General features: G+C 52.5%; 16 protein-coding genes, 6 tRNA genes and 2 pseudogenes. 6 read left to right on the top strand and 18 right to left on the bottom strand.

From position 1 onward, the window contains the following. Positions 1–7 precede the first annotated feature (7 nt). The 5 genes and pseudogenes from corC to miaB form a co-directional block, all read right to left on the bottom strand. On the bottom strand, positions 8–886 hold the full coding sequence (corC, locus tag ACQ86O_RS24845; protein ID WP_431223285.1) for a CNNM family magnesium/cobalt transport protein CorC: 879 nt from the start codon (positions 884–886) through the stop codon (positions 8–10). An 83-nt stretch (positions 887–969) separates the two neighbouring features. Further along, positions 970–1,443 carry an rRNA maturation RNase YbeY gene (gene ybeY / locus ACQ86O_RS24840; RefSeq protein ID WP_431223284.1) on the bottom strand — a complete coding sequence of 158 codons (474 nt, stop codon included), beginning with the start codon at positions 1,441–1,443 and terminating at the stop codon, positions 970–972. Beyond that, positions 1,440–2,495, bottom strand: coding sequence for a PhoH family protein (locus ACQ86O_RS24835; RefSeq protein ID WP_431223283.1), 1,056 nt, complete (start codon positions 2,493–2,495; stop codon positions 1,440–1,442). Before ACQ86O_RS24835 ends, ybeY begins: the two co-directional genes overlap by 4 nt. A gap of 532 nt (positions 2,496–3,027) precedes the next feature. After that, the gene (locus ACQ86O_RS24830) at positions 3,028–3,363 is read right to left on the bottom strand and encodes a zinc ribbon domain-containing protein YjdM (RefSeq protein ID WP_431223282.1); all 336 of its coding nucleotides are present in this window, start codon (positions 3,361–3,363) and stop codon (positions 3,028–3,030) included. Positions 3,364–3,470: 107 nt separating this feature from the next. After that, positions 3,471–4,894 (bottom strand): annotated as a pseudogene (gene miaB, locus ACQ86O_RS24825) (tRNA (N6-isopentenyl adenosine(37)-C2)-methylthiotransferase MiaB). A 196-nt stretch (positions 4,895–5,090) separates the two neighbouring features. Here miaB and ubiF point away from each other — a divergent pair. After that, a complete protein-coding gene (gene ubiF, locus ACQ86O_RS24820; protein ID WP_431223281.1) occupies positions 5,091–6,272 on the top strand; it encodes a 3-demethoxyubiquinol 3-hydroxylase in 1,182 nt (393 codons plus the stop codon). A 104-nt stretch (positions 6,273–6,376) separates the two neighbouring features. On the opposite strand, the gene ACQ86O_RS24815 is transcribed toward ubiF, so the two are convergent. The 12 genes and pseudogenes from ACQ86O_RS24815 to nagB form a co-directional block, all read right to left on the bottom strand. Beyond that, positions 6,377–6,451 (bottom strand) — tRNA-Gln (locus ACQ86O_RS24815). Between the two features lie 18 nt (positions 6,452–6,469). Continuing rightward, positions 6,470–6,546: transfer RNA gene (locus tag ACQ86O_RS24810), tRNA-Met, on the bottom strand. A 36-nt stretch (positions 6,547–6,582) separates the two neighbouring features. Continuing rightward, a tRNA-Gln gene (locus ACQ86O_RS24805) sits at positions 6,583–6,657 on the bottom strand. Positions 6,658–6,695: 38 nt separating this feature from the next. Then, positions 6,696–6,770, bottom strand: a tRNA-Gln gene (locus tag ACQ86O_RS24800). A gap of 29 nt (positions 6,771–6,799) precedes the next feature. Beyond that, positions 6,800–6,884, bottom strand: a tRNA-Leu gene (locus ACQ86O_RS24795). Positions 6,885–6,893: 9 nt separating this feature from the next. Further along, a tRNA-Met gene (locus ACQ86O_RS24790) sits at positions 6,894–6,970 on the bottom strand. 209 nt (positions 6,971–7,179) lie between these two features. After that, positions 7,180–8,843 (bottom strand): annotated as a pseudogene (gene asnB / locus ACQ86O_RS24785) (asparagine synthase B). Positions 8,844–9,129: 286 nt separating this feature from the next. Further along, positions 9,130–10,596 carry a carbohydrate-binding protein gene (locus ACQ86O_RS24780; protein ID WP_431223280.1) on the bottom strand — a complete coding sequence of 489 codons (1,467 nt, stop codon included), beginning with the start codon at positions 10,594–10,596 and terminating at the stop codon, positions 9,130–9,132. A 216-nt stretch (positions 10,597–10,812) separates the two neighbouring features. Beyond that, positions 10,813–11,565 carry an HAD-IIA family hydrolase gene (locus ACQ86O_RS24775; protein WP_431223279.1) on the bottom strand — a complete coding sequence of 251 codons (753 nt, stop codon included), beginning with the start codon at positions 11,563–11,565 and terminating at the stop codon, positions 10,813–10,815. Positions 11,566–11,619: 54 nt separating this feature from the next. Continuing rightward, complete coding sequence (nagC, locus tag ACQ86O_RS24770) at positions 11,620–12,840, bottom strand: DNA-binding transcriptional regulator NagC (RefSeq protein ID WP_431223278.1); 1,221 nt, start codon at positions 12,838–12,840, stop codon at positions 11,620–11,622. Between the two features lie 26 nt (positions 12,841–12,866). Beyond that, positions 12,867–14,006 carry an N-acetylglucosamine-6-phosphate deacetylase gene (gene nagA / locus ACQ86O_RS24765; RefSeq protein ID WP_431223277.1) on the bottom strand — a complete coding sequence of 380 codons (1,140 nt, stop codon included), beginning with the start codon at positions 14,004–14,006 and terminating at the stop codon, positions 12,867–12,869. Between the two features lie 17 nt (positions 14,007–14,023). Beyond that, positions 14,024–14,824 (bottom strand): glucosamine-6-phosphate deaminase, encoded by an 801-nt coding sequence (gene nagB / locus ACQ86O_RS24760; protein WP_431225826.1) that lies wholly within the window; start codon positions 14,822–14,824, stop codon positions 14,024–14,026. A 449-nt stretch (positions 14,825–15,273) separates the two neighbouring features. On the opposite strand from nagB, the gene nagE reads away from it, so the two are divergent. The 5 genes from nagE to ACQ86O_RS24735 all read left to right on the top strand — a co-directional run bounded on the left by nagE (position 15,274) and on the right by ACQ86O_RS24735 (position 24,239). Further along, complete coding sequence (nagE, locus tag ACQ86O_RS24755) at positions 15,274–17,307, top strand: N-acetylglucosamine-specific PTS transporter subunit IIBC (RefSeq protein ID WP_431223276.1); 2,034 nt, start codon at positions 15,274–15,276, stop codon at positions 17,305–17,307. 222 nt (positions 17,308–17,529) lie between these two features. After that, positions 17,530–19,194 (top strand): glutamine--tRNA ligase, encoded by a 1,665-nt coding sequence (gene glnS, locus ACQ86O_RS24750; protein ID WP_431223275.1) that lies wholly within the window; start codon positions 17,530–17,532, stop codon positions 19,192–19,194. 597 nt (positions 19,195–19,791) lie between these two features. Further along, entirely contained in the window at positions 19,792–21,180 is a 1,389-nt protein-coding gene (gene chiP, locus ACQ86O_RS24745) for a chitoporin ChiP (RefSeq protein WP_431223274.1), read from the top strand. Between the two features lie 50 nt (positions 21,181–21,230). Then, a complete protein-coding gene (gene chiQ / locus ACQ86O_RS24740) occupies positions 21,231–21,557 on the top strand; it encodes a ChiQ/YbfN family lipoprotein (RefSeq protein ID WP_431223273.1) in 327 nt (108 codons plus the stop codon). A gap of 18 nt (positions 21,558–21,575) precedes the next feature. Further along, the gene (locus ACQ86O_RS24735) at positions 21,576–24,239 is read left to right on the top strand and encodes a beta-N-acetylhexosaminidase (protein ID WP_431223272.1); all 2,664 of its coding nucleotides are present in this window, start codon (positions 21,576–21,578) and stop codon (positions 24,237–24,239) included. A gap of 304 nt (positions 24,240–24,543) precedes the next feature. Here ACQ86O_RS24735 and fur read toward each other — a convergent pair whose 3' ends face one another. Further along, entirely contained in the window at positions 24,544–24,990 is a 447-nt protein-coding gene (fur, locus tag ACQ86O_RS24730; protein WP_142010938.1) for a ferric iron uptake transcriptional regulator, read from the bottom strand. Between the last annotated feature and the right edge of the window lie 182 nt (positions 24,991–25,172).

Genomic DNA, 25,172 nt, shown 5'->3' with positions numbered 1-25,172 from the left:
GTGTGATTTATTCTTCCAGTTTCGGTTGCGGAGAATCGTCCGGAATTTTGACATGAACCTGGATGATACGTCGACTGTCGGCCATCGCAACTTTAAACAGGTAACCCTCGATTTCAATGGTTTCCCCACGCGCCGGCAGGTGGCCAAAGGCTTGCATCACCAGGCCGCCGATGGTGTCAACTTCATCATCGCTGAAATGGGTACCAAAGGTTTCGTTAAAGTCTTCGATGGAGGCCAGTGCCCGCACGGTGAACATATGGCGGCTCAGCTGGCGAACATCCAGATCGTCCTCATCGTCGTATTCGTCTTCAATCTCACCGACAATCAGTTCCAGAATGTCTTCAATGGTCACCAGACCAGAGACACCGCCGAATTCATCAATGACGATCGCCATGTGATAACGCTGGGAGCGGAACTCCTTCAACATCCGGTCAACCCGCTTGCTTTCCGGTACCACCACGGCGGTACGCAGCACCTTGTCGATGCTGAACGGCTCGGAATCTGTGCGCATAAACGGCAGCAAATCCTTGGCCATCAGAATGCCTTCGATATGATCTTTGTCTTCACTGATCACCGGGAAGCGAGAGTGGGCGGATTCGATTATCACGTCCAGGCACTCTTCCAGCGTTTGGTTACGCTTGAGCGTTACCATCTGGGAGCGCGGGATCATGATGTCGCGCACGCGCTGCTCGGCGATATCCATCACGCCTTCCAGCATGTCTCGGGTATCGGGATCGATCAGGTCGTTTTGCTCGGAATCACGGATCAGCTCTACCAGATCGCCACGGTTTTTGGGTTCACCGTGGAACAGCTGGTTAAGGATAAGAGTAAAGAACCCCTTCTTGGGACTGGGGCTGTCATTGCTTTGTGAATGGTCGTCGCTCATGGCGTTTTAGTTAATATCACTCATGTAAGAGTTATCAAAGTTAGCGACAGCCCCAATTGGGGCTGTGGGATGCTCAGCTAACATCAGGTGGGATCTTTTTCCGCGAGGTAAGGGTCCGGGTAACCCATCTCCTGCATAATCTCGGTTTCCAAAGATTCCATTTCTTCGGCTTCATCGTCTTCGATGTGATCATACCCTAGCAGATGAAGGCTACCGTGAACAACCATATGCGCCCAGTGTGCTTCCAGCGTTTTCTGTTGCTCAACCGCTTCCTGTTCAACTACCTGGCGGCAAATGATCAAATCGCCCAACAGCGGTAATTCAATCCCCGGCGGCGCTTCGAACGGAAATGACAGTACATTGGTGGGCTTGTCTTTGCCGCGGTAAGTCAGATTCAGTTGGTTGCTCTCCGCCTCATCTACCAGGCGGATTGTCACTTCGGCTTCTTCCTGAAACTGCGGTAAAACGCCTTCCAGCCAACGCTGGAAGGTGGCTTCGCTGGGTAACCCTTCGCTGCTGGCACAGGCAATTTGCAAATCCAGAATCACCTGGCTCATGGTGTTTCCTGCTCAGAAGTCATCGTTGTTTCACGTTTACGCTGTTCGGCGATGGCGTCTTTGCGTTTCTGCTCGGCGGCCTCCCAGGCTTCATAGGCGATAACGACACGGGCCACCACCGGGTGGCGAACCACGTCTTCGCTGTGGAAGAAGTTGAAGCTGATCTCTTCCACCTCAGACAGCACTTCCACCGCGTGGCGCAGACCAGATTTCTGGTTACGTGGCAGATCAATCTGGGTTACATCGCCGGTGATCACCGCTTTTGAGTTGAAGCCGATGCGTGTCAGGAACATCTTCATCTGTTCGATAGTGGTGTTCTGGCTTTCATCCAGAATGATAAAGGCATCATTCAGCGTGCGGCCACGCATATAGGCCAAAGGTGCCACTTCAATCACGTTACGCTCGATCAGTTTTTCCACCCGTTCGAAGCCCAGCATTTCAAACAGGGCGTCATACAGCGGGCGCAGATAGGGATCGACTTTCTGGCTAAGGTCCCCCGGCAGGAAGCCGAGTTTCTCACCCGCTTCTACCGCAGGGCGGGTCAGCAGAATACGCCTGATTTCCTGGCGCTCCAGCGCATCGACCGCAGCTGCCACCGCCAGATAGGTTTTACCCGTACCCGCCGGGCCAATGCCGAAGGTGATGTCGTGAGCGAAAATATTGGCGATATATTGCGCCTGGTTCGGCGTGCGGGGCTTCACCATACCGCGCTTGGTTTTGATGTTCACCGCTTTACCGTAATCCGGTACGCCCTCGGCAACCTGCTCCAGCACCCGGCTCTCTTTGATAGCCAGGTGGATCTGTTCTGGATCGATATCCGGGGTCACGCCACGGATGGGCGCGGTGTCCACATACAGATGGCGCAGGATATCTGCGGCGGCAACCACGCACAGGTTTTTACCGACCAGCTTGAAACGGTTATCACGGCGGTTGATTTCAATACCCAACCGGCGCTCGAGTTGTTTGATATTGTCATCAAACGGGCCGCAAAGGCTCAACAGCCGTTGGTTGTCTGCGGGCTCTAACAGGATTTCTTGTGTTGCGACGTTCAAACTATTCCTCTAGGTCACATAGGGCCTGGTTGATGTCACGAAACGCGGTTTCAGCGCGCGCATTCAGGGCAAGCCCTGAGCACTCCACCTTGAATTATTCATGGTGTGTGGCATGGGCGCAAGTTTACCCCTGATCTATCTGTGCGCAGCGCGAGGAATTCAAGGGGGAAGAAAGCAATATGAGCCAAATAGTTTGGCTCATAGGTCTATACCCGTTGCCTTCCAAGCTGCAGCGTTGTTAGCGTAACTCGGTTACGAGGCTCATCCGTGAGCTCAGCCCGGCGAGGCCGCTGCAAACAGCGTTAAAATATTCATAAATCAAGCCATTGTGATTTCCTCTATGGCCTGCTGCTCACAACTTTCAAATCGGTTCCTGACCGATTCGTCCCCAGTCACTGACTTAAATCAGCTCCAGCGGATGAGCGGCCAGGCTGTACAGGGATATACAAATGCCGCGAGCGCACGGATGCGCTAGCGCGGCCAACTTGAAATTCATCGGGTATAAGTGCGTTTTCAACGCTGGCGGGAAGGATCAGTTCTTTTTAACAAACTCGGATTTCAGCTTCATCGGGCCAAAACCATCAATTTTGCAATCGATGTTGTGATCGCCTTCCACCAGACGGATGTTTTTCACTTTGGTGCCGATCTTCAGCATCGAAGAACTGCCCTTGACTTTCAGATCCTTGATCACCGTGACCGCATCACCATCGGCCAGCAGGTTGCCGTTGGCATCTTTGACAATCAGGGTATCGGCATCTTCAACGGCCGCGCTGTCGCTCCACTCATGGGCGCACTCAGGGCAGATGAACAGGGCGTTATCCTGGTAGGTGTATTCGGAGTTGCACTTCGGGCAGTGTGGGAGTTGCATTATTGTGTTGCCTCATAATCATCAAAAAAACAAAATCACCGGGCAGGTCTTGCCCGGCAGAGAAAAGGAAAATGCCAAGATGGCAGGGCAGATAGGCAGCCCCGGGCTTAAGGCTGAAAACTACCGACGCCCAGTTCATCTTCCTTACGGGTACGTGCAATCACCGAATGAGGTGATTCATGCACGCGCAGTTCCATCTGCTGTTCGGTGCGGATCAGGGTACCGCGCAGTGAGTTGGTTAACACTTCAGTTATTTCGACATCGACAAACTGGCCAATCAGATCCGGTGTGCCTTCAAAGTTGACCGCCCGGTTGCACTCGGTGCGGCCAGACAGATGCATTACGCTCTTGCGCGAAGTGCCCTCCACCAGAATGCGTTGCACGGTGCCCAGCATGCGGCGGCTGAACTGCATCACCTGCTGATTGATCCGGTCTTGCAGAATGTACAGCCGCTGTTTTTCTCTTCTTCGCTGACGTCATCAACCATGTCCGCCGCCGGAGTGCCGGGGCGCGAAGAGTAAATAAAGCTGAAGCTGGTATCGAAGTTGACTTCGGCGATCAGGTTCATGGTCTGCTCAAAATCCGCCAGGGTTTCTCCTGGGAAGCCGATGATGAAATCAGAACTGAGTTGGATATTAGGCCGCGCTTTACGCAGCTTGCGGATAATCGCTTTATATTCCAGCGCGGTGTGTGCGCGTTTCATCATGGTCAAAACCCGGTCGGAACCACTTTGCACCGGCAGATGCAGGAAGCTGACCAGCTCTGGCGTATCTTCATACACCGCAATGATGTCGTCGGTGAACTCAATCGGGTGGCTGGTGGTGAAGCGGATGCGGTCTATCCCGTCAATAGCCGCCACCAGGCGCAGCAATTCGGCAAAAGAGCAGATACCACCGTCATAGGTTGCCCCACGATAAGCGTTTACGTTCTGGCCCAGCAGGTTGACCTCTCGCACGCCCTGGGCGGCAAGCTGTGCGACTTCAAACAGCACATCGTCGCTTGGGCGGCTGACTTCTTCACCACGGGTGTAAGGCACCACGCAGAAAGTACAGTATTTGTTGCAGCCTTCCATGATCGAGACAAAGGCGGTTGGCCCTTCGGCCCGAGGTTCTGGCAAACGGTCAAATTTTTCTATTTCCGGGAAGCTGATATCCACAATCGGGCTGCGGGTGCCGCTAACGTGGTTGATCATTTCCGGCAGGCGATGCAGGGTTTGTGGCCCGAAAATAATGTCAACGCAGGGAGCGCGTTGGCGAATATGCTCGCCTTCCTGTGAGGCAACGCAGCCACCTACGCCAATAATCAGCTCAGGGTTTTTCTCTTTCAGCAGCCGCCAGCGGCCTAACATAGCGAAAACCTTTTCCTGCGCCTTCTCGCGAATAGAGCAGGTATTGAGTAGCAACACGTCCGCTTCCTCAGCGTTTTCGGTCCACTGGTAACCGTGTGTGCTTCCCAGTAAATCTGCCATTTTCGATGAGTCGTACTCATTCATCTGGCAGCCCCAGGTTTTGATATGTAGTTTTTTCGTCATTGACTTGCCATTACTCAGTACGGAGAGAAAATTGCGTTACGCGCCATGCAGGAAGCGTATTGTAATCATTTGGCGCGGTTGTGACCAGCGAAGCGACATGTGCATGCCACCTGAAGCCGGATTAAAAATCCGTTACACTGGCCTAAAATGCCGTAACCGATCGGGCGGCACCTTAATGAGCGAAAGCATAACCAAAATGAACACTTCTCAAAAATTCTTTGATGCCGTGGTGGTTGGCGGCGGGATGGTCGGTGCGGCAGCCGCTTTAGGGTTGGCGCAGGCAGGGCTGTCAGTGGCATTGCTGGAACACGAAGCCCCTGAGGCATTCGATGTGCAAAGCCCACCGGATCTGCGTATTTCCGCCATCGGTTGCCGGTCCGTCGATCTGCTGAAACAGTTGGGTGTCTGGGCGGCAGTCCAGCAGATGCGTCTGGCGCCTTATCGCCGGCTGGAAACCTGGGAATGGGAATCTTCACGCGTGGCGTTTGATGCGGCTTCGTTGGGGCTGCCAGAACTGGGGTTTATGGTCGAGAACCGTATCTTACAGCTCGCCCTATGGCAGCAACTGGAACAGTGCGAGAATTTAACGCTCTATTGCCCCGCCAGACTGCAATCAATGCATTACGCTGATGGCCACTGGCAAGTGGCGTTAAGCTCATCTGAGACGTTACAGACCCGTTTAGTGATAGGGGCAGATGGCGCGAACTCGCAGGTGCGCAAACTGGCAGGTATTGGTACCAGCGGTTGGCAATATCGCCAGGCCTGCATGTTGATCACTGTGGAAACCGACCAGCCGCAGCAGGATGTCACCTGGCAGCAATTCCTTCCCTCTGGCCCACGCGCTTTTTTACCGCTGTACGATCGCTGGGCTACGTTGGTGTGGTATGACAGCCCGCTACGCATCCGCCAACTGCAGGCGTTGCCACTGGTGCAGCTTGAGCAGGAGATTGCGGCGGCATTCCCACCCCGCCTGGGGGCAGTAAAGGCCCATGCAGCCGGATCTTTCCCATTGGTGCGTCGCCATGCGCAGCGCTATGTTCAGCCGGGGTTAGCGTTGCTCGGTGATGCTGCACATACCATTAATCCGCTAGCCGGGCAGGGTGTTAATTTGGGTTATCGCGATGTAGAGGCGCTATTGGCGGTGGTGGCCGACGCTCGTGCGCAGGCAGAGGATTGGGCTGGCGAGCCGGTTCTGCTGCGTTATCAGCGCCGTCGGCGTACCGATAATCTGTTGATGCAAAGCGGTATGGATCTGTTTTATAAAGCTTTTAGCAATAATCTGGCCCCACTGGGCGTAGCGCGTAATCTGGCGTTGATGGTGGCACAGCGGGCGGGGAAGCTGAAAGAACATGCGCTCAAGTACGCGCTAGGTTTGTGATCTAAGGCGCTGGAAGGAGGGCTCAGCATGGCTGAGCCTATCAATGATTCAGATATCCAGACGCTGAAAAGCAAAAAGCCCGCCGAAGCGAGCTTTTCTAAATTTGGCTGGGGTGCCAGGATTCGAACCTGGGTATGCTGGTATCAGAAACCAGAGCCTTACCGCTTGGCGACACCCCAATTGCAAAACAAACAGCATGGTGGCTACGACGGGATTTGAACCTGTGACCCCATCATTATGAGTGATGTGCTCTAACCAACTGAGCTACGTAGCCATTTTACTACTTATTTTATCCGCAGAGGTTGTTGTATGGCTGGGGTACCTGGATTCGAACCAGGGAATGCTGGTATCAAAAACCAGTGCCTTACCGCTTGGCGATACCCCAATAATACAATCAATTTTTTACAGCGCTCATCCTGAGAATGGCTGGGGTACCTGGATTCGAACCAGGGAATGCCGGTATCAAAAACCGGTGCCTTACCGCTTGGCGATACCCCACCTGCTGTATTCACGACGATGAAAGAAAATGGTGCGGGAGGCGAGACTTGAACTCGCACACCTTGCGGCGCTAGAACCTAAATCTAGTGCGTCTACCAATTTCGCCACTCCCGCAAAAAAGATTGGTGGCTACGACGGGATTCGAACCTGTGACCCCATCATTATGAGTGATGTGCTCTAACCAACTGAGCTACGTAGCCATCTTTTTTCGCGCAACCTTCATCGGCGTTGCGGGGCGCATTATGCGTATATGGTCGTTTTGCGTCAACTAGTTTTTTCCCGAAAAAGCGACTGGGGCGGTTGTTTGACTGGCTTGTGAACAGGTTGCCGATAAAAGCAACAATTAACGTGGTTAATGGTTGAAAACAAAGCGGGCCTTAAGGCCCGCCAGAGACCAAAAAGTGAAAGTTTACTGATAGGCAGATTGGTGTACACCCACCGCACGGCCAGAAGGATCGTCCATCTTTTTGAAGGATTCGTCCCATTCGATGGCTTTTGCCGATGAGCAAGCCACCGACGGGCCGCCGGGCACACATTCGGCGGCGCTTGGCAGCGGGAACAGCTCTTCAAAAATCTCGCGGTACAGATAACCTTCTTTTGTTGTTGGCGTGTTGTACGGGAAGCGGAAACGGGCGGTTTCAAGCTGTTGTTCGCTGATTTGCTTGGCAGCGACTTCTTTCAGGGTATCGATCCAGCTATAGCCGACACCGTCAGAGAACTGCTCTTTTTGCCGCCAAGCCACGCTTGCTGGCAGGTAAGACTCGAAGCATTCTCGGATAATGTGCTTTTCCATCTTGCCGTTGCCACACATCTTGTCTTTAGGATTGATGCGCATGGCCACATCCAGGAAGTTTTTGTCCAGGAAGGGGACACGAGCCTCAACCCCCAGGCGGACATGGCTTTGTTGGCACGGGCGCAGTCATACATATGCAGCGCCAGCAGCTTACGCACGGTTTCTTCGTGGAACTCTTTGGCATTCGGCGCCTTATGGAAGTACAGATAGCCGCCGAACACTTCATCAGCGCCTTCGCCAGAAAGCACCATTTTAATACCCATTGCCTTGATTTTACGGGACATCAGGTACATCGGCGTGGAGGCGCGGATGGTGGTTACATCATAGGTTTCAATGTGGTAAATCACGTCACGGATAGCATCCAGACCTTCTTGTACCGTGAAGTGAATTTCATGGTGCACCGTGCCGAGGTGGTTAGCGACTTCTTTTGCAGCACGCAGATCCGGGGAACCTTGCAGACCCACGGCGAAGGAGTGAAGTTGCGGCCACCAGGCTTCGCTGCGTTCATCATCTTCCACACGGCGTGCGGCATATTTTTTGGTAATAGCCGAAATCACCGAGGAATCCAGCCCGCCGGAGAGCAGTACGCCGTAAGGCACGTCGGACATCAGGTGGCTTTTCACCGATTCTTCCAAAGCGTTACGCAGGGCGTTAGCATCGGTTACGTTATCTTTGACGTTTTCAAAATCGAACCAGTCACGCTGATAGTATTCACGGAATTCACCGTCCTGGCTCCATAGGTAACTGCCCGCCGGGAATTCTTTAATGCTGCGGCAGATTGGCACCAGCGCCTTCATTTCAGAAGCGACAAACAGGTTGCCGTGCTCATCGTGCCCCATATACAGCGGAATAATGCCGAGATGGTCACGGCCAATCAGGTAGGCGTCTTTGTCTGCATCATATAAGGCAAAGGCAAACATCCCTTGCAGATCGTCAAGGAAGTCCGGGCCTTTTTCCTGATACAGCGCCAGAATCACCTCACAGTCGGAACCGGTTTGGAATTCATAACGATCGGCCAACTGCTGGCGCAGTGCCTGGTGGTTATAAATTTCACCGTTGACGGCCAAAACATGGGTGTGAGCAGCGTTATACAACGGTTGCGCGCCATTATTCACATCAACAATCGACAGGCGTTCATGAACCAGAATGGCTTTATCGCTGGCGTAAACGCCGGACCAGTCCGGGCCACGATGGCGCATCAGGCGGGACAGCTCCAACGCTCTTTTACGCAATTCAATCGCATCGGACTTAAGATCGAGCACACCAAAAATAGAACACATACAAACTCTCCTAACGACATTTCGTGACTGTGATGTTGATATGCAGAACGCCAGTTACATTCAGTAACGGTGCGGCTTTGCTGCTTTCTGATTATGAAAATGCGTCAAAACCTGAGGAGTATGCAAGCGATTTAACGTTGTGCCGAAAAATAGTCTGTTCGCTAGGTGCGAAAATTAACGCATATTCATTTTATAAGGCTAAAAATTATCGAATATGCAATTTATTGGCTGAAATAGCGGGATGCCAGAGAAATTTTCTGGCATCCCGTTGTGGTTAGTTTATCGCTTAAACTGCGGTTGGTTGCCACAAGGTGAAGGCGGCAACCGGAGTCCAGCCTGCGTTCGAGGTATGAGCCTGAATACAGGTATATTTCTTGCCTTGGTAAGTCACAATATCACCCGCTTTATAGGCATGGTTGATTTGCCATTCGGTAACGCCTGGATCCGGCGGGGTGGTGCCATCATCCGCAGTTTTTACCGCCAGCGTGCTGCTGGGCACTGACTGATTGCCTTGGTTATCCGTTGCGGTGACAAAATAGCTGTATTGGCTATTGGCGGTCAGGCCGCTGTCCTGCAGGCTGAGGCTGCCGGTTTGGCCAATGGCGTTGCCATTACGGTAAACCGTATAGCTGACAACCGGATTGCTGCCGGTGGCGGCAGCCCAGCTCAATTGCAGTGAGGTCGCCGTCAGTGCGGAAACGGTCAGTGCGGTAGGGGCATTGGGCTTTTCTGGCTGCGGCGGGATCACGCCGCCTTGGATCAGTGCAGTATAACGTTTGGAGAACTCCCAGCTATAAGCCACGCCTGCTTTGCTTTTGCCATTATCCCAGTTTACCGACCAGGTCATCAGCCCTTTGATCGACAGGCCTTTGGCATCCAGGCGACTGAAGGCGTTATATACCGCCTGGGGGTCAACCACGTAACCGGTGGCTGCCGCGTCAACGTTGCTTGGCAGACCAATTACAAATTTGGCCGCAGGGATCCTGGTGTAACCACGGGTGCCTGTGACCAGGCTTTCGGTCAGGTAATAGAGGAAGTCTTCTTTCATCGCATCGCTGCTTTGGGTGATCCAGGCGCCTTTGCCGCCATTGGCTTCATCCACCCAAATACCATCACCGCCTTGGTTATAATATTGCGGCGCAATAAAATCATAATAACCGTCAAGTGCGGAAATATAATCCAGGTAGCTGCCATTAGTCCGCAAATAAGGGAATTCCGGCGCCATGCTGATAATGAAATTTTTACCCTGAGCAGCGTAATAGGCTTTTACCTTTTTCAACGCGGCAGGCAAAACGGTTTTATTATTGGCTGCGCCAATTGCCGCCTGTTCCAAATCGATATCCAGCCCGTCAAAACCATAGGTTTCCACCAGGCGGATAATTTCGTCTTTCAGTTTATCTTCATCGCCGGTTTTTAATTCGATATGGGCATCGGCACCGCCGAGGGAGATCAGCACTGCACGCCCTTGGCTGTTCAATACGCCTACCTGGCGGCGGAACTCGGCATCGCTAAGGTTGTAAGGTTTGAAGGTCGGGATGCCTTCACCCTTCATAAAGGCCACGGCCACTACGTTGTACACCTGTGGGATGTCAGTCAGGTTCATGTTGGCGAACTGGCCTTGCTGATAACCGTCGCTGTTGCCCGCCAGCCAGTTATGCCAAAAGCCCATCATGATCTTCTTATTGCTCATATCAGGCATGGCAGATGCATCATCCGCTAAGGTATTCAGAGTGGAAACATTAATAGTCGTCATAATTAACCTCGTGATTTATTAATTCAGAATTCAAGTGAATATGCCACGAACAATGTGATTGGGCATGAGTCTAGAATGCCGAATTTTTATCAGGTGAGGATGAAAGCTTTAGCGGCAGGAATTAAATAGTTTTCACCTTAAAAGTACTGGGCGTTATTAATGAATTTTTTATATTACGAGGAAATAACAGGGCGGCTGAAATCACCGCCCAGGCTATTAGAAAATGTTAATGTCTGCGACAGAAGGGAAGATGTAGCTGGGACGGAAGGGCATGGTTTCCACGTCGTTTAGCGTAGAAACACCGGACAGCACCAGAACGGTTTCTAACCCGGCCTGGAAACCCGCCAGAATATCGGTACGCAGGTTGTCACCAACAATCACCGTATCTTCAGAATGGCCCTGCATCTTGTTCAGCGCTGCGCGGATAATCCACGGGCTGGGCTTGCCGACGTAAAACGGCTGGCGGCCAGTGATCTTCTCGATTGGTGCGCATAGCGCGCCACAGGCTGGCACGAATCCGTGGCCGTGGGTATCCGGGTTGGTGGCAATAAAGCGTGCGCCGTTATTCACGAAGTAGGCCGCTTTATGCATCATTTCCCAGTTGTAGGAACGGGTCTCACCAACGATAACGAAATCCGGGTTGATGTCGGTGATGGTGAAACCGGCTTTATACAGTTCGTGGATCAGTGCGCCTTCGCCCACCACATAGGCTTTCTTGCCTTCCTGGCGGCGCAGGAAATCTGCAGTTGCCATGGCTGAGGTGTAAAACGCACTCTCTGGTACATTCAGGCCAGCTGCCGCAAAGCGGTTTGCCAGGTCTTGAGCGGTTTGCGACGGGAAGTTGGTCAGCACCACCAACGGCATCCCCTGCTCCTGAACGCGGGCCAGGAACAGATCGGCACCGGGGATGGGCGTATTGTCATGCAGCAGTACGCCGTCGATGTCACATATCACGTTTTTAATGGTCATTGTTACCAGGTCTCATGATAAACGGCAGGGAAGCACACCCGCCAAAAGGACAGTCTAGCTTTCCAGCAACCGCTGTAGAAGCACGCCGTTGAGCATTGCCCGTTTGGCCAAGGCAAAAGCACCGATTGCGGAGCGATGGTCGAGTTCTGAGGTGACCACCGGCAAATTCTTGCGGAAATCCTTCAGCACCTGAGTATTGATGCAGCTTTGGATTGCTGGCAGCAATACCTTATCAGCTTCGGTGATTTCACCGGCGATAACAACTTTTTGCGGATTGAACAGGTTGATGGCGATTGCCACCGCCTTACCCAGATAGCGGCCAACATGTTCTATGACTTCGGTTGCCAGCAGGTCGCCACGGTTGGCGGTTTTGCAGATAGCGGCAATGCTGCAATCGTCCAACGTCAGCTTGCTTGGGTAGCCTTGGGTGAGTAACTGGCGTACACGCTGCTCGATAGCGGCGTTGGCCGCCACTGTTTCCAGGCAGCCAAAGTTCCCACAGTGGCAGCGCTCGCCAAGGGGATCAATCTGGATATGGCCAATTTCGCCTACGTTGCCATTATTGCCGAGGAAAATGTGGCCATTAACAATGATACCGGCCCCGGTGCCCCGGTGCAGACGCACCAGAATGGAGTCTTCGCAATCGCGGGTGGCGCCAAAATAGTGTTCCGCCAAGGCCAGGCTGCGGATATCGTGGCCGACAAAGCTGGTGACGTTAAAGCGCTGCTGAAGGTTATCGACCAATGCCCAGTTATTTACGCTGATATGCGGCATATAGCGCACTACGCCCAGCGCTGGATCGACCAGGCCCGGCAGGATCACGGCAATGGCGATCAACTCGCGCAGTTTGCGTTGGTAGCTTTCGATAAACTGCGCAATGGCATTAAGCAGTGCGTTTTCCAGTGTTTCCTGGGTGCGTTCCGGCAGCGGATAATGCTCCTCGCCAAGCGACTTGCCACTCATGTCATACAGAGTGATAGTGGCATCGTGGCGGCCAAGGCGCACAGCAACCGTATGGAAGTTTCGGGTTTCGGAGACAATGGAAATAGCACGGCGACCGCCGGTGGAGGCTTGCTGATCGACTTCTTTGATCAGCCCACGCTCCAACAGCTGGCGAGTAATTTTGGTGACACTGGCGGGGGCAAGCTGGCTAAGTTCGGCAATCTGAATGCGCGAGATCGGGCCTTGTTGGTCGATCAGGCGATAAACTGCTGCGCTATTAAGCTGTTTTACTAAATCCACATTCCCAATTTGTGCTTGTCCGCCAGTACTCATCAATAATTTTACTCGCTGTTCATGGGTTAAACCTCGTTACCGTTAACGAGGGTTTTGACTATCTTGTAATCACGGGTAAACGCGGTCAGGTTTGCGACCTTGCCGGCTTCAATCGTACCTAAGCGCTGTTCAACACCGATAGCGCGTGCCGGGTACAGTGTTGCCATGCGCAGCGCTTCGTCCAGCGCGATACCGACATGTTCCACACTGTTTTGCACCGCTTCGATCATGGTCAGTGCGGAACCGCTCAGGGTGCCGTTTTCATCAACGCACAGCCCGTCACGATAGTATATTGTTTTACCAGCGAAAATAAATTGGTCAATTTCGGCACCAGCCGGTGCGGTGGCATCAGTGACCAGCACCAATTTATCACCTTTTACCCGTTTGGCGTTACGGATACTCGCCCAGGCAACGTGATGGCCATCGGCAATGATGCCGGTATAGACTTCTGGCGTGTCAAAAATGGCACCCATCAGGCCCGGTTCACGGCCAGTAATATACGGCATGGCGTTGTAGAGATGAGTCGCGAAAGTGATCCCAGCGGCGAAACCGATGCGCGCCTGATCATAAGTCGCGTTGGAGTGCCCTGCGGAAACCACGATGCCTGCATCGGCCAGCAGTTTGATCAGGTGGGGCTCAACCATCTCTGGTGCCAGCGTCACTTTGGTGATCACATCGGCGTTGGCACACAGGTAACCGATCATCTCGCTGGTAGGCTTGCGGATAAACGCCGGGTTGTGGGTGCCTTTTTTCACCGGGCTCAGGTATGGCCCTTCCAGATGCAGACCAAGGGCCTGGTTTGGATTGTTTTTAAGATAAGCGCGCATCACATCGACGCTATGCTTCATAAATTCGTCGCTGCTGGTGATCAGCGTAGGCAGATAGCTGGTACAGCCGGATTTCTCGTTGGCACGCTGCATGATGTCCAGCGTTTTTTCCGAGATGGCCTCCAGTGAGTCGTTAAACTGCACGCCGCCGCAGCCGTTAAGCTGAACGTCGATAAAACCGGGGGCTAGGATGGCGCCACCCAGATCGCGCGTTTCGATGCCCGCTGGCAAATCAGCCAGTGGGCAGACTCGTTCAATCAGACCATCAGCAATCACTACTGCATGTTGGTCGAGCACGTCGTGGCCGGTGTAAATCCGGCATTGGGTTAAAGCGAACATGTAGCCCCCTGCAAAAATTAAAGACTATTAACGCTTTCCGCTTCTAATTCGCGGAAATACTTGACGGTTTTTACCTTCAGCTCCATGGTGGAAGGTTCGTCACAAACCACCACGGCTTTGGCGTGCAATTGCAGGCAACTGATGGTCCACATGTGGTTGATGCTGCCTTCCACTGCGGCTTCCAGTGCCTGTGCCTTGCCACGGCCGGTAACCAGGATCATGACTTCTTCTGCATCCAGAAGAGTACCCACGCCCACGGTCAGAGCAAATTTTGGCACCAGGCTAACGTCGCCGCCGAAGAAGCGGGAGTTGGCAATGCGGGTTTCTTCAGTCAGCGTTTTGATACGGGTACGCGAAGCCAGGGAAGACGCTGGTTCGTTGAAGGCAATGTGCCCATCAAAACCTACGCCACCCATGAACAGGTTAACTTTGCCGTAAGATTTGATCTTGGCTTCGTATTGGCGGCATTCCTCATCAACGTCTGGTGCGTTACCATTCAGCAGGTTGATGTTTTCACGCGGAATATCCACGTGATCGAAGAAATTGCGATGCATGAAGGTGTGATAGCTTTCCGGGTGTTCCTGCGGCAGGCCAACATATTCATCCATGTTGAACGTGACTACGTGCTTGAAACTGACTTCGCCGGCTTTGTGCATCGCAACCAGATGCTTGTAGGCTTCCAGCGGGGTGCCGCCGGTTGGCAGGCCAAGTACAAACGGGCGATCTGCCGTTGGTTTGAACTTGTTGATACGTTGGACGATATGGCGTGCAGCCCATTTGCCGACTTGTGCAGTATCTTTCAGTGGGATAAGTCTCATCATACACCTCTAGGTAAAATAAACGGTGGCAACTTCCGACGTCTTTCAAGCTGTAGCGTTGTTATCAGCTCCGGTCATTTACCGGGGAAAGCGCCAGGGAATTAACCCTTTGGTCGCTTGGCTGTAACCTGAAAGCCATAGGGTACTATACTGTTCGGGCCAGAACTGGAGCTTTAATCGTAACCCAGCTTTATAAAGCTCGCGTTACGCATTACCGCCCTTTGATTTTTTGAATGATAAAATAAGTTTTGTGCGATGGCTAGCAATGTGGCAGGTCAAGACTACTTTTTGGTGATATTTGTCACAAAAAATGAGGTTTTAATTTGCGATACGAAATAAATTTTTTACACTCCGCATAGTAATACGAGCCATGCGTGATTTTAAAAAGGTAGTGAGATTTCTCAATAAACTACTAATAGGGTCCGTCCGCGGACGAATAGGGGGAAAAGGTGAACATTCTTAGTTATTTGCAAAAGGTGGGCCGGGCCTTGATGGTTCCGGTAGCCACGCTGCCTGCCGCAGCCATTTTGATGGGCGTCGGGTACTGGATTGACCCTGTTAGTTGGGGTGGAGACAACGCTCTGGCAGCATTGTTTATCAAATCCGGTGCGGCCATCATCGACAATATGGCAGTGCTGTTTGCCGTAGGTGTGGCTTATGGTATGTCAAAAGACAAGGACGGGGCAGCAGCGCTGACCGGTTTTGTCGGCTTCCTGGTTTTAACCACCCTGTGTTCACCTGCCGCCGTGGCGATGATCCAGAAAATCCCGGTGGAGCAGGTTCCAGCTGCGTTCGGTAAGATCCAGAACCAGTTCGTTGGTATCCTGGTCGGTATCATCTCCGCCGAAGTTTACAACCGTTTCAGCGGTGTTGAGCTGCCGAAAGCGCTGTCATTCTTCAGTGGGCGCCGTCTGGTGCCAATCCTGATCTCCTTCCTGATGATCCTGGTTGCCTTCATCATGATGTACGTCTGGCCGGTAGTTTTCAGCGGCCTGGTGAACTTCGGTGAGCACATCCAGAAACTCGGCTCTGCCGGTGCGGGTATTTACGCCTTCTTCAACCGCCTGTTAATTCCGGTCGGTCTGCACCATGCGTTGAACTCGGTATTCTGGTTTGACGTTGCCGGTATCAACGATATCCCTAACTTCTTGGGTGGTCAGCAGTCTATCGAAGCGGGTAAAGCCACTGTGGGTATCACGGGTCGTTACCAGGCGGGCTTCTTCCCAATCATGATGTTCGGTCTGCCAGGGGCAGCCTTGGCCATCTATCACTGCGCACGTCCTGAAAATAAGGCGAAAGTTCTGGGTATCATGATGGCGGGGGCGTTTGCGGCCTTCTTCACCGGTATCACCGAACCGCTTGAATTCTCCTTCATGTTCGTAGCACCAGTGCTGTATGTGATCCACGCAGTGCTGACCGGTATCTCCGTGTTCATCGCGGCAAGCATGCAGTGGATTGCCGGTTTCGGTTTCAGTGCGGGTTTGGTGGATATGGTACTGTCAACGCGTAACCCGTTGGCGACCCATTGGTACATGCTGATCCTGCAAGGGTTGGTATTCTTCGTTATCTACTACGTGGTGTTCCGCTTCACTATCAAGAAATTCAACCTGATGACCCCAGGTCGCGAACTGGCCGTTGCCGGCGACGAATCCGACGGTTATGACGTGGATGCAAGTGCGGGTAAAGACGAAAGTGAAACGACTGTCCTGGCTCGCCGTTATGTGAGTGCCATCGGCGGTACTGAAAACCTGACCGGTATTGATGCTTGTATCACCCGTCTGCGTCTCAGTGTGAAAGATTCTGCCCTGGTTAACGATGCCCTGGCCAAGCGCCTGGGTGCCTCCGGTGTTATTCGTCTGAACAAGCAAAGTGTGCAGGTTATCGTTGGTACTCGTGCCGAACTGATCGCCAGCGCTATGCAATCTGTTGTAGCGGCAGGCCCGGTAGCGGCGGCTTCCGCCCCGGCCGCAGAAGCTGCAGCAGCAGAAGTAAAACCACAGGCGGTGCCTAATGCCCCTAAAGCCGTGTTCCAGACGCTGGTAGCACCGGTTACCGGTGAAGTCGTTGCTCTGGAGCAGGTTCCCGACGAAGCCTTTGCCAGCAAAGCGGTAGGTGACGGTGTGGCTATTCGCCCAACGGATAAGACGGTGGTAGCACCGGCTGATGGCACCGTGGTGAAAATCTTCAATACCAACCACGCTTTCTGCCTGGAAACAGACAAAGGCGCTGAAATTGTGGTGCATATGGGTATCGACACCGTAGCGCTGAACGGCCAGGGCTTCAAACGCCTGGTGGAAGAGGGGGCAGAAGTGAAAGCAGGCCAGCCAATCCTGGAAATGGATCTGGAATACCTGAACGCTAATGCGCGCTCTATGATCAGCCCAGTGGTCGTCAGTAATGCGGATGACTATGCCGGTCTGACGGCGTTGGCAACCGGCAACGTAGTTGCTGGCCAGACCAAGCTGTTCGAGATCCAAAAGTAAGTCAGTTTTTACCTGAGAAGTCTGAGGCATTGAACGAGTCATGACGTGATATGCCCAACGTTGGCGGGAAAAGAGCGATCTTTTCCCGCTTTTTTATTTTGGGGCCTGTTTATTTATGGATAATGGCAACGCGTTTTCCTGAAACTAACGGTTGTTTCTGGACGTGGCTTGTTGGAACATAGGCGGTTATGTGTAGCGCATTTGCATTTGAGGAAGAGTGACATGAGTGAGGCAGAAGCCCGCCCAAGCAATTTTATCCGTCAGATTATTGATGAAGATCTGGCATCAGGGAAACACCAGTCGGTACATACCCGTTTCCCACCGGAGCCTAATGGCTATTTGCATATCGGCCATGCAAAATCCATTTGCCTGAACTTTGGTATTGCCAAGGATTATCAAGGCCAATGCAACTTGCGCTTCGACGATACCAACCCGGCAAAAGAAGACATCGAGTTTGTGGATTCCATCAAACACGATGTGGAGTGGTTGGGTTTTACCTGGAGCGGTAACGTACGTTATTCCTCTGATTATTTTGATCAACTGCATCACTATGCGGTTGAACTGATCAACAAAGGCCTGGCCTATGTTGATGAATTGAGCCCTGAGCAGATCCGTGAATATCGCGGTACGCTGACGGCACCGGGCAAAGACAGCCCCTACCGTAACCGCACGGTAGAAGAGAACCTGGCGCTGTTCGAGAAGATGCGTAACGGTGAGTTTGCCGAGGGCACCGCCTGCTTGCGCGCTAAAATCGATATGGCATCGGCGTTTATCGTGATGCGCGATCCGGTTATCTACCGCATCAAGTTTGCAGAACATCATCAGACCGGCAACAAATGGTGCATCTATCCGATGTACGATTTTACCCACTGCATTTCTGATGCGCTGGAAGGGATCACCCATTCGCTATGTACGTTGGAATTCCAGGATAACCGCCGTCTGTACGACTGGGTGCTGGATAACATCACTATTGCGTGCCATCCGCGTCAGTATGAGTTCTCGCGCCTCAATCTTGAGTACACCATTATGTCGAAGCGCAAGCTGAGCCAGTTGGTGTCAGAGAAGGTTGTCGAGGGTTGGGATGACCCGCGTATGCCAACCGTTTCAGGCCTGCGCCGCCGTGGCTATACCGCCGCCTCTATCCGCGAGTTCTGCCTGCGTATCGGCGTAACCAAACAGGATAATAACGTCGAGATGGTGGCGCTGGAGTCCTGCATTCGTGACGATCTCAATGAGAACGCCCCACGCGCCATGGCGGTGTTGGATCCGGTGAAGGTGATCATCGAAAACATGTCTGATGACGTGCAAATGGTGACGATGCCTAATCATCCGAACAAACCGGAAATGGGTAGCCGTGAAGTGCCATTCAGCCGCGAAGTGTATATCGATCGCGCCGACTTCCGTGAAGAAGCCAACAAACAATACAAGCGCCTGGTGCTGGGCAAGGAAGTTCGCTTGCGTAATGCCTATGTGATCAAGGCGGAACGTGTAGAGAAAGATGCGGCAGGCGAAATCACCACTATCTTCTGTACCTATGACCCTGAGACGTTGAGCAAGGACCCTGCAGATGGCCGCAAGGTGAAAGGGGTGATCCACTGGGTGTCAGCAGCGCATGCGTTACCGGCGGAAATCCGCCTGTATGACCGCCTGTTCAGCGTGGCCAACCCGGCGGCGGCAGAGGACTTCCTCGCCACCATCAACCCGGAGTCACTGGTTATCAGGCAGGGCTTTGTAGAGCCAAGCCTGGCAATGGCACAGCCAGAAAAGGCTTACCAGTTCGAGCGTGAGGGGTATTTCTGCGCGGACAGCCGCTATTCCACGGCCGAACGTCTGGTGTTTAACCGCACCGTAGGTCTGCGAGATACCTGGGCGAAAGCTGCCGTTTAAGCGCCATCCTGATATCTACTCTTCTAGCGCAGCGTTGGCTGCGCTTTTTTTATTTTTTAAAAAACTGGGTGTTCCGGTCTTTAATTGACCGGCATTTTCTCCCCGATCTGCGTTTGTTATCTCGTTACTGACCCAGAAATAGATCATCCTCGGGATTCCCACCTTATTTCAGCCTAATCTCTTTATCCTTTTTTATATATTCGCGATGCGAATTAATATCATTTATAGAGCGCTCTCATTTTATTCCTAAGTGGTTGTTTTTACCGGCTGAAACCTTTCAATTCCTAAGGGATACCTAGGTCTATCTCGGTAAATTCTGATTTAATTGAATTTTTTATTCAAAAATACGCATTGTTGATTGTGGTAACAAAATCTCAGCGATTTGTGCTCTTTGTCATACTTTGACAAATCTATATCACTTTTCATTTGATAATTCGCGTCGCGAAAAATAGTCTAGCAGCAGCAATAAAGGCTGGGCAGAATTTTTTCTCTCAGCAAAATTTTACCCGATTCGGGTTTTTTAATTAGCGGCCGTGCAGGGCAGTGGTGAACGCAGGCGGGCGCACTTTTATAGTCAAGTCAAAGAGGAATTTACTTATGGGTACGCACGGTGCTCGGCGTAAAACGCTGGTGCTCGCTGTCGCGGGTGCATTGTTAGGAACAGGGTTTGCCATGGCCCCAGAAGCGAAAGCTGAAGGGTTTATTGATGATTCTACGTTGACCGGTGGGGTGTATTACTGGCAGCGTCAGCGCGATCGCAAAGACGTTGAGACCGGTGAATTCAAAACCAACCTTTCTCACTCAACGTGGAACGCCAACCTTGATTTCACGTCTGGCTATGCGGCAGACATGTTTGGTATCGATGTTGCGGCATTTACCGCCATTGAAATGGCCGAGTCAAGCGAGAGTGGCCACCCGAACGAAATCGCCTTCTCCAGCCGTAACCGTACCTATGATGAAGATTACTCGGGCGATAAAAGCGGTATCAGCTTGTATAAAGCCGCCGGTAAATTCAAGTATGGCCCGGTTTGGGCGCGTGCAGGTTATATCCAGCCAAGCGGGCAGACGTTGCTGGCCCCGCACTGGAGCTTTATGCCGGGTACCTACCAAGGGGCGGAAGCCGGCGCCAACTTTGACTACGGCGATTCTGGTGCACTGAGTTTCTCCTACATGTGGACCAACAAATACAAAGCGCCGTGGCATATCGAGATGGATGATTTCCGTCAGAATGACCGCACCACCGGCGTTTCTTACCTGCACTCACTGGGTGCCAAATACGATTTCAAAAACGATCTGGTGCTGGAAGCCGCTTTTGGCCAGGCACAGGGCTATGTGAATCAGTATTTCACCAAAGCATCTTATAAGTTTGATGTTGCTGGCAACCCAATGACGACCAGCTACCAGTTCTACGGCGCGGAAGATCGCATCGGTGATAAGAACGATCCTAACAGTATTTATGATGGCCTGGCGTGGTTACAGGCGCTGACCTTCGGTTATACCACCGGCCAGTTCAACTGGCGCCTGGAGGGGACCATGGTCAAGGCGGAAGGTAACCAGGGCTTCTTCCTGCAACGTATGACCCCAACTTACGCCTCCTCCAACGGTCGCCTCGATATCTGGTGGGATAACCGTTCCGACTTTAACGCCAACGGCGAAAAAGCACTTTTCGGCGGCGTGATGTATGACCTGAGCAACTGGAATCTGCCGGGTATGGCTGTTGGTGCTTCCTATGTTTATGCTTGGGACGCCAAGCCAAGCACCAACCCGATTTACGATCAGAGCCAGCGCTTAAAAGAGAGCGCTTACAGCCTGGATGCGATGTACACCATGCAGGAAGGGCGCGCCAAAGGCACTCTGTTCAAACTGCACTTCACGCAGTATGACAACCATTCTGATATTCCAAGCTGGGGCGGTGGTTACGGCAACATCTTCCAGGATGAGAAAGACGTCAAATTCATAGTTATCGCACCGTTCACCATCTTCTAATGCTCTCCCCGGTGGTCATGCTGCCGGGGAAGCGTCACAGGAATATAACGATGAAAAAACTGATGTTGATTATGGCCTTGGTTGCCGGGCTTAGCGCCTGCTCGCAGTCTGCTGCGCCACCGGAAGATGCCAAGCTGCGCCAGGCCTACAGCGCGTGTATCAACACCGCTGAAGGGTCGCCAGAAAAGCTGCAGGCTTGCCAGGCCGTGCTGAAAGTATTGAAACAAGAGAAAGCGCATCAACAGCTCGCTGAACAGGAAACCGTACGGGTGCTGGATTACCAGAGCTGCATTCAGGCAGCACATACCGGCAACGGCCAGGCGTACGACGCTAAATGCGGGAAATTGTGGAAAGAAATTCGCGCTAACAACAACTGATTACCCAAGAGGTTGAAGATGAACAAGTTTAAGATGAGTACCCTCGCCGCTTTGACGGCAACCGTCGGGCTATTTGGCAGTGTAGGTTCTGCCATGGCTAACCAGCAGGTTGTTGACCAACTCAGTCAGTTGAAAGTAAATCTGAAGATGCTGGATAACCGTGCGGCTGATAACGGCGTTGATTGCGCCAAGCTGGGCGCTGACTGGGCATCCTGCCATAAAGTGCTGATCACCCTGACTAATGGTGCCCAGGAAATTAAAGACAAAGACTGGGCTATTTATTTCCACAGCCCACGCCAGACGCTGAAAGTGGATAACGATCAGTTCAAGATTAGCCATCTGACCGGCGATTTGTACAAACTGGAGCCTACCGATAAATTCACCAGTTTCCCGGCGAATCAGGCGGTGGAAATCCCGATTATCGCTGAATACTGGCAACTGTTCCGTACTGACTTCCTACCGCGCTGGTACGCGACCTCAGGGGATGCCAAACCCAAGATCCTGGCGAATACCGATACCGATGATGTGCACCAGTTTGTTGCTCCTTTCACTGGCGATCAGTGGAAACGCACCAAAGATGACCACAACATTCTGATGGTGCCAGAAAGCCGCTTTGCCAAGAACCAGGATTTGAAAGTGCTGCCAATGGCGACACTGCGTGGCCAGATTATCCCGACGCCGATGGACGTGAAGATTCATCAGAATGATGTTGATTTGAGCAAAGGCGTCGCGCTGGAGCTGAGCGCCCTGGCCAAGCCTGCGGCGGATGCGGCAGCCAAGCGTTTTGAACTGCTGGGCGTAGAAAACAAAGTGGGTGGCTATCCGATCAAAACGGATATCAAACCTGGTGCATTTAAAGGCGACTTGGCTGTGCCGGGTGCCTATCAGTTGAAGATTGGAGAGAAAGGAGCGGTGATCACCGGCTTCGATCAGGCCGGGGTGTTCTACGGTCTGCAATCCATTCTGTCGCTTGTCCCGACCGACGGCAGCACCAAGATTGCTACCTTGGATGCCAAAGATGCACCGCGCTTCCAATATCGCGGCATTTTCCTGGATGTTGCGCGCAACTTCCACCATAAAGACGCCGTATTGCGCCTGTTAGATCAGATGGCCGCGTACAAACTGAATAAATTCCACTTCCACCTGACGGATGACGAAGGCTGGCGTATCGAGATCCCTGGCCTGCCGGAGTTAACCGAAGTGGGTGGCCAGCGCTGCCACGATCTGAGCGAAACCACCTGCCTGCTACCGCAATATGGCTCTGGCCCTGAGCCACACGGCGGTTTCTTCTCCCGTCAGGATTACATCGACATCGTTAAATACGCTCAGGCGCGCCAGATCGAAGTGATCCCAGAGATTGATATGCCTGCGCATGCCCGTGCCGCGATCGTTTCCATGGAAGCCCGCTATAAGAAACTGCTGGCCGAAGGGAAAGAGAAAGAGGCCAATGAGTTCCGCTTGCTGGATCCGACCGACACCTCAAACACGACTTCGGTACAGTACTTCAACCGCCAGAGTTACCTGAACCCTTGCCTGGATTCCTCCAAGAACTTTGTTGATAAAGTGATTGGTGAAATTGCCCAGATGCACAAAGAAGCCGGGCAGCCGCTGCAAACCTGGCACTTTGGTGGCGACGAAGCGAAGAACATCCGCCTGGGCGCTGGCTATACCGACGTGAAAAAGCCGGAAGCTGGCAAAGGCATCCTGGATCTGAGTAAAGAAGACAAGCCATGGGCCAAGTCTGAAGTGTGCCAGGCGATGATCAAAGACGGCAAAGTGGAAGATATGGAGCACTTGCCGAGCTACTTTGGTCTGGAAGTCAGCCAACTGGTGAAAGCGCATGGTATTGACAGAATGCAAGCGTGGCAGGATGGCCTGAAAGACGCCAAAAATGCCCAAGCCTTCGCCACCAAGAATGTTGCGGTCAACTTCTGGGATACTCTGTATTGGGGCGGGTTCGACTCGGCTAATGACTGGGCGAACAAAGGCTACGACGTGGTGATCTCCAACCCAGACTATGTCTACATGGATTTCCCTTATGAAGTGAGTCCGGACGAGCATGGCTATTACTGGGGCACCCGTTTCAGTGACGAGCAGAAGATCTTCAGCTTCGCGCCAAACAACCTGCCGCAGAACGCCGAAACGTCGGTTGACCGTGACGGCAACCACTTCACGGCCAAGAGCGACAAACCATGGCCAGGTGCCTATGGCCTCTCTGCTCAACTGTGGAGTGAAGTGGTGCGTACCGACCAGCAAATGGAATATATGATTTACCCACGTGCGCTGTCTGTAGCAGAACGTGCATGGCACCGTGCGAGCTGGGAACAGGATTACCAAGCTGGCCGTGAGTACAAAGGTGGTGAAACCCATCTGGTTGATACTAAAACCCTGGATAAGGATTGGCTGCGCTTCGCCAACCTGGTCGGGCAACGGGAACTGGCCAAATTGGATAAAGGTGGCGTGAGCTATCGCCTGCCGGTACCAGGAGCACGCATTATCGGTGGCAAACTGGAAGCGAACATTTCGCTGCCGGGCCTGGGGATTGAATACTCTACCGATGGTGGAAAACAGTGGCAGCGTTACGATGATAAAGCGCGCCCTGCGGTGACTGGGGACGTTCAAATCCGTGCGATCAGCCCGGACGGCAAACGCTTCAGCCGCGCTGAACCCGTTAAGGCATAAGCCTGAAGGAAGCCCGTCTGCGTGTCGGCGGATGGGCTTGATACCCGTTGTCTCTCAAGCCGTAGTGTCGTTAGCTGCTCCCAATGACCAGGTTCATCCGTGGCGTTGGTCCTAAGGGATGCGCAAGCGCGCCAACTTGAAACTCATCGGGTATATCGTTAAGTGTTGTAAGAAAGAAGTACTGCAAGTGCCAGATTTTAAGTCATCATTTTCCCCGGGCCTGTCCGGGGATTTTTTTGTCTGAAATATTAGGCATAAAAAAACCGCCGTAAAAAAGGCGGTTTCTGTGTCTGGCGAACCAGTCTTATTTTTTGTCGTGCAACGTTTCGTTTTCGCGGCAATCACCGGTTTCACAGTGGCCGTACAGATACAGGCTGTGATTGGTGAGCTTGATGCCGTGTTGCTTGGCAATATCACGCTGGCGAACTTCGATAGACTCATCGCTGAACTCGATAACCTTGCCGCAATCCAGGCAAATCAGGTGATCGTGGTGATGTTGCTGGGTCAGTTCGAATACGGACTTGCCGCCTTCAAAATTGTGACGGGTGACAATACCCGCGTCATCAAACTGGTTCAGCACGCGGTAAACCGTGGCCAGGCCAATTTCTTCACCCATATCTATCAGTTTTTTGTACAGATCTTCCGCACTGACGTGATGGCATTCCGGATCCTGCAAAACTTCCAGAATTTTGAGTCGCGGAAGCGTGACTTTTAAGCCAGCCTTCTTCAATGCGGTGTTGTTGTCAGTCATGCGGATTCAGTCCTGTTACTGTGCTAATCAAGTTGAGGCGTTTTCGCCTATGGCATCGGTCAGCACAAAGGGTTAATTGCGTCTCATTATAGAACCGGTTGCCGTAAATAGGAACCGCCGGTTGTTAACAAAGATATCTTTGTACTCTTATACGTTACATATGCAACGTCTTGATGGGTGGG

This window comes from Serratia sp. L9 (assembly GCF_050632285.1).
Lineage (GTDB): Bacteria > Pseudomonadota > Gammaproteobacteria > Enterobacterales > Enterobacteriaceae > Chania.
This window is presented reverse-complemented; position numbering and strand designations above follow the sequence as displayed.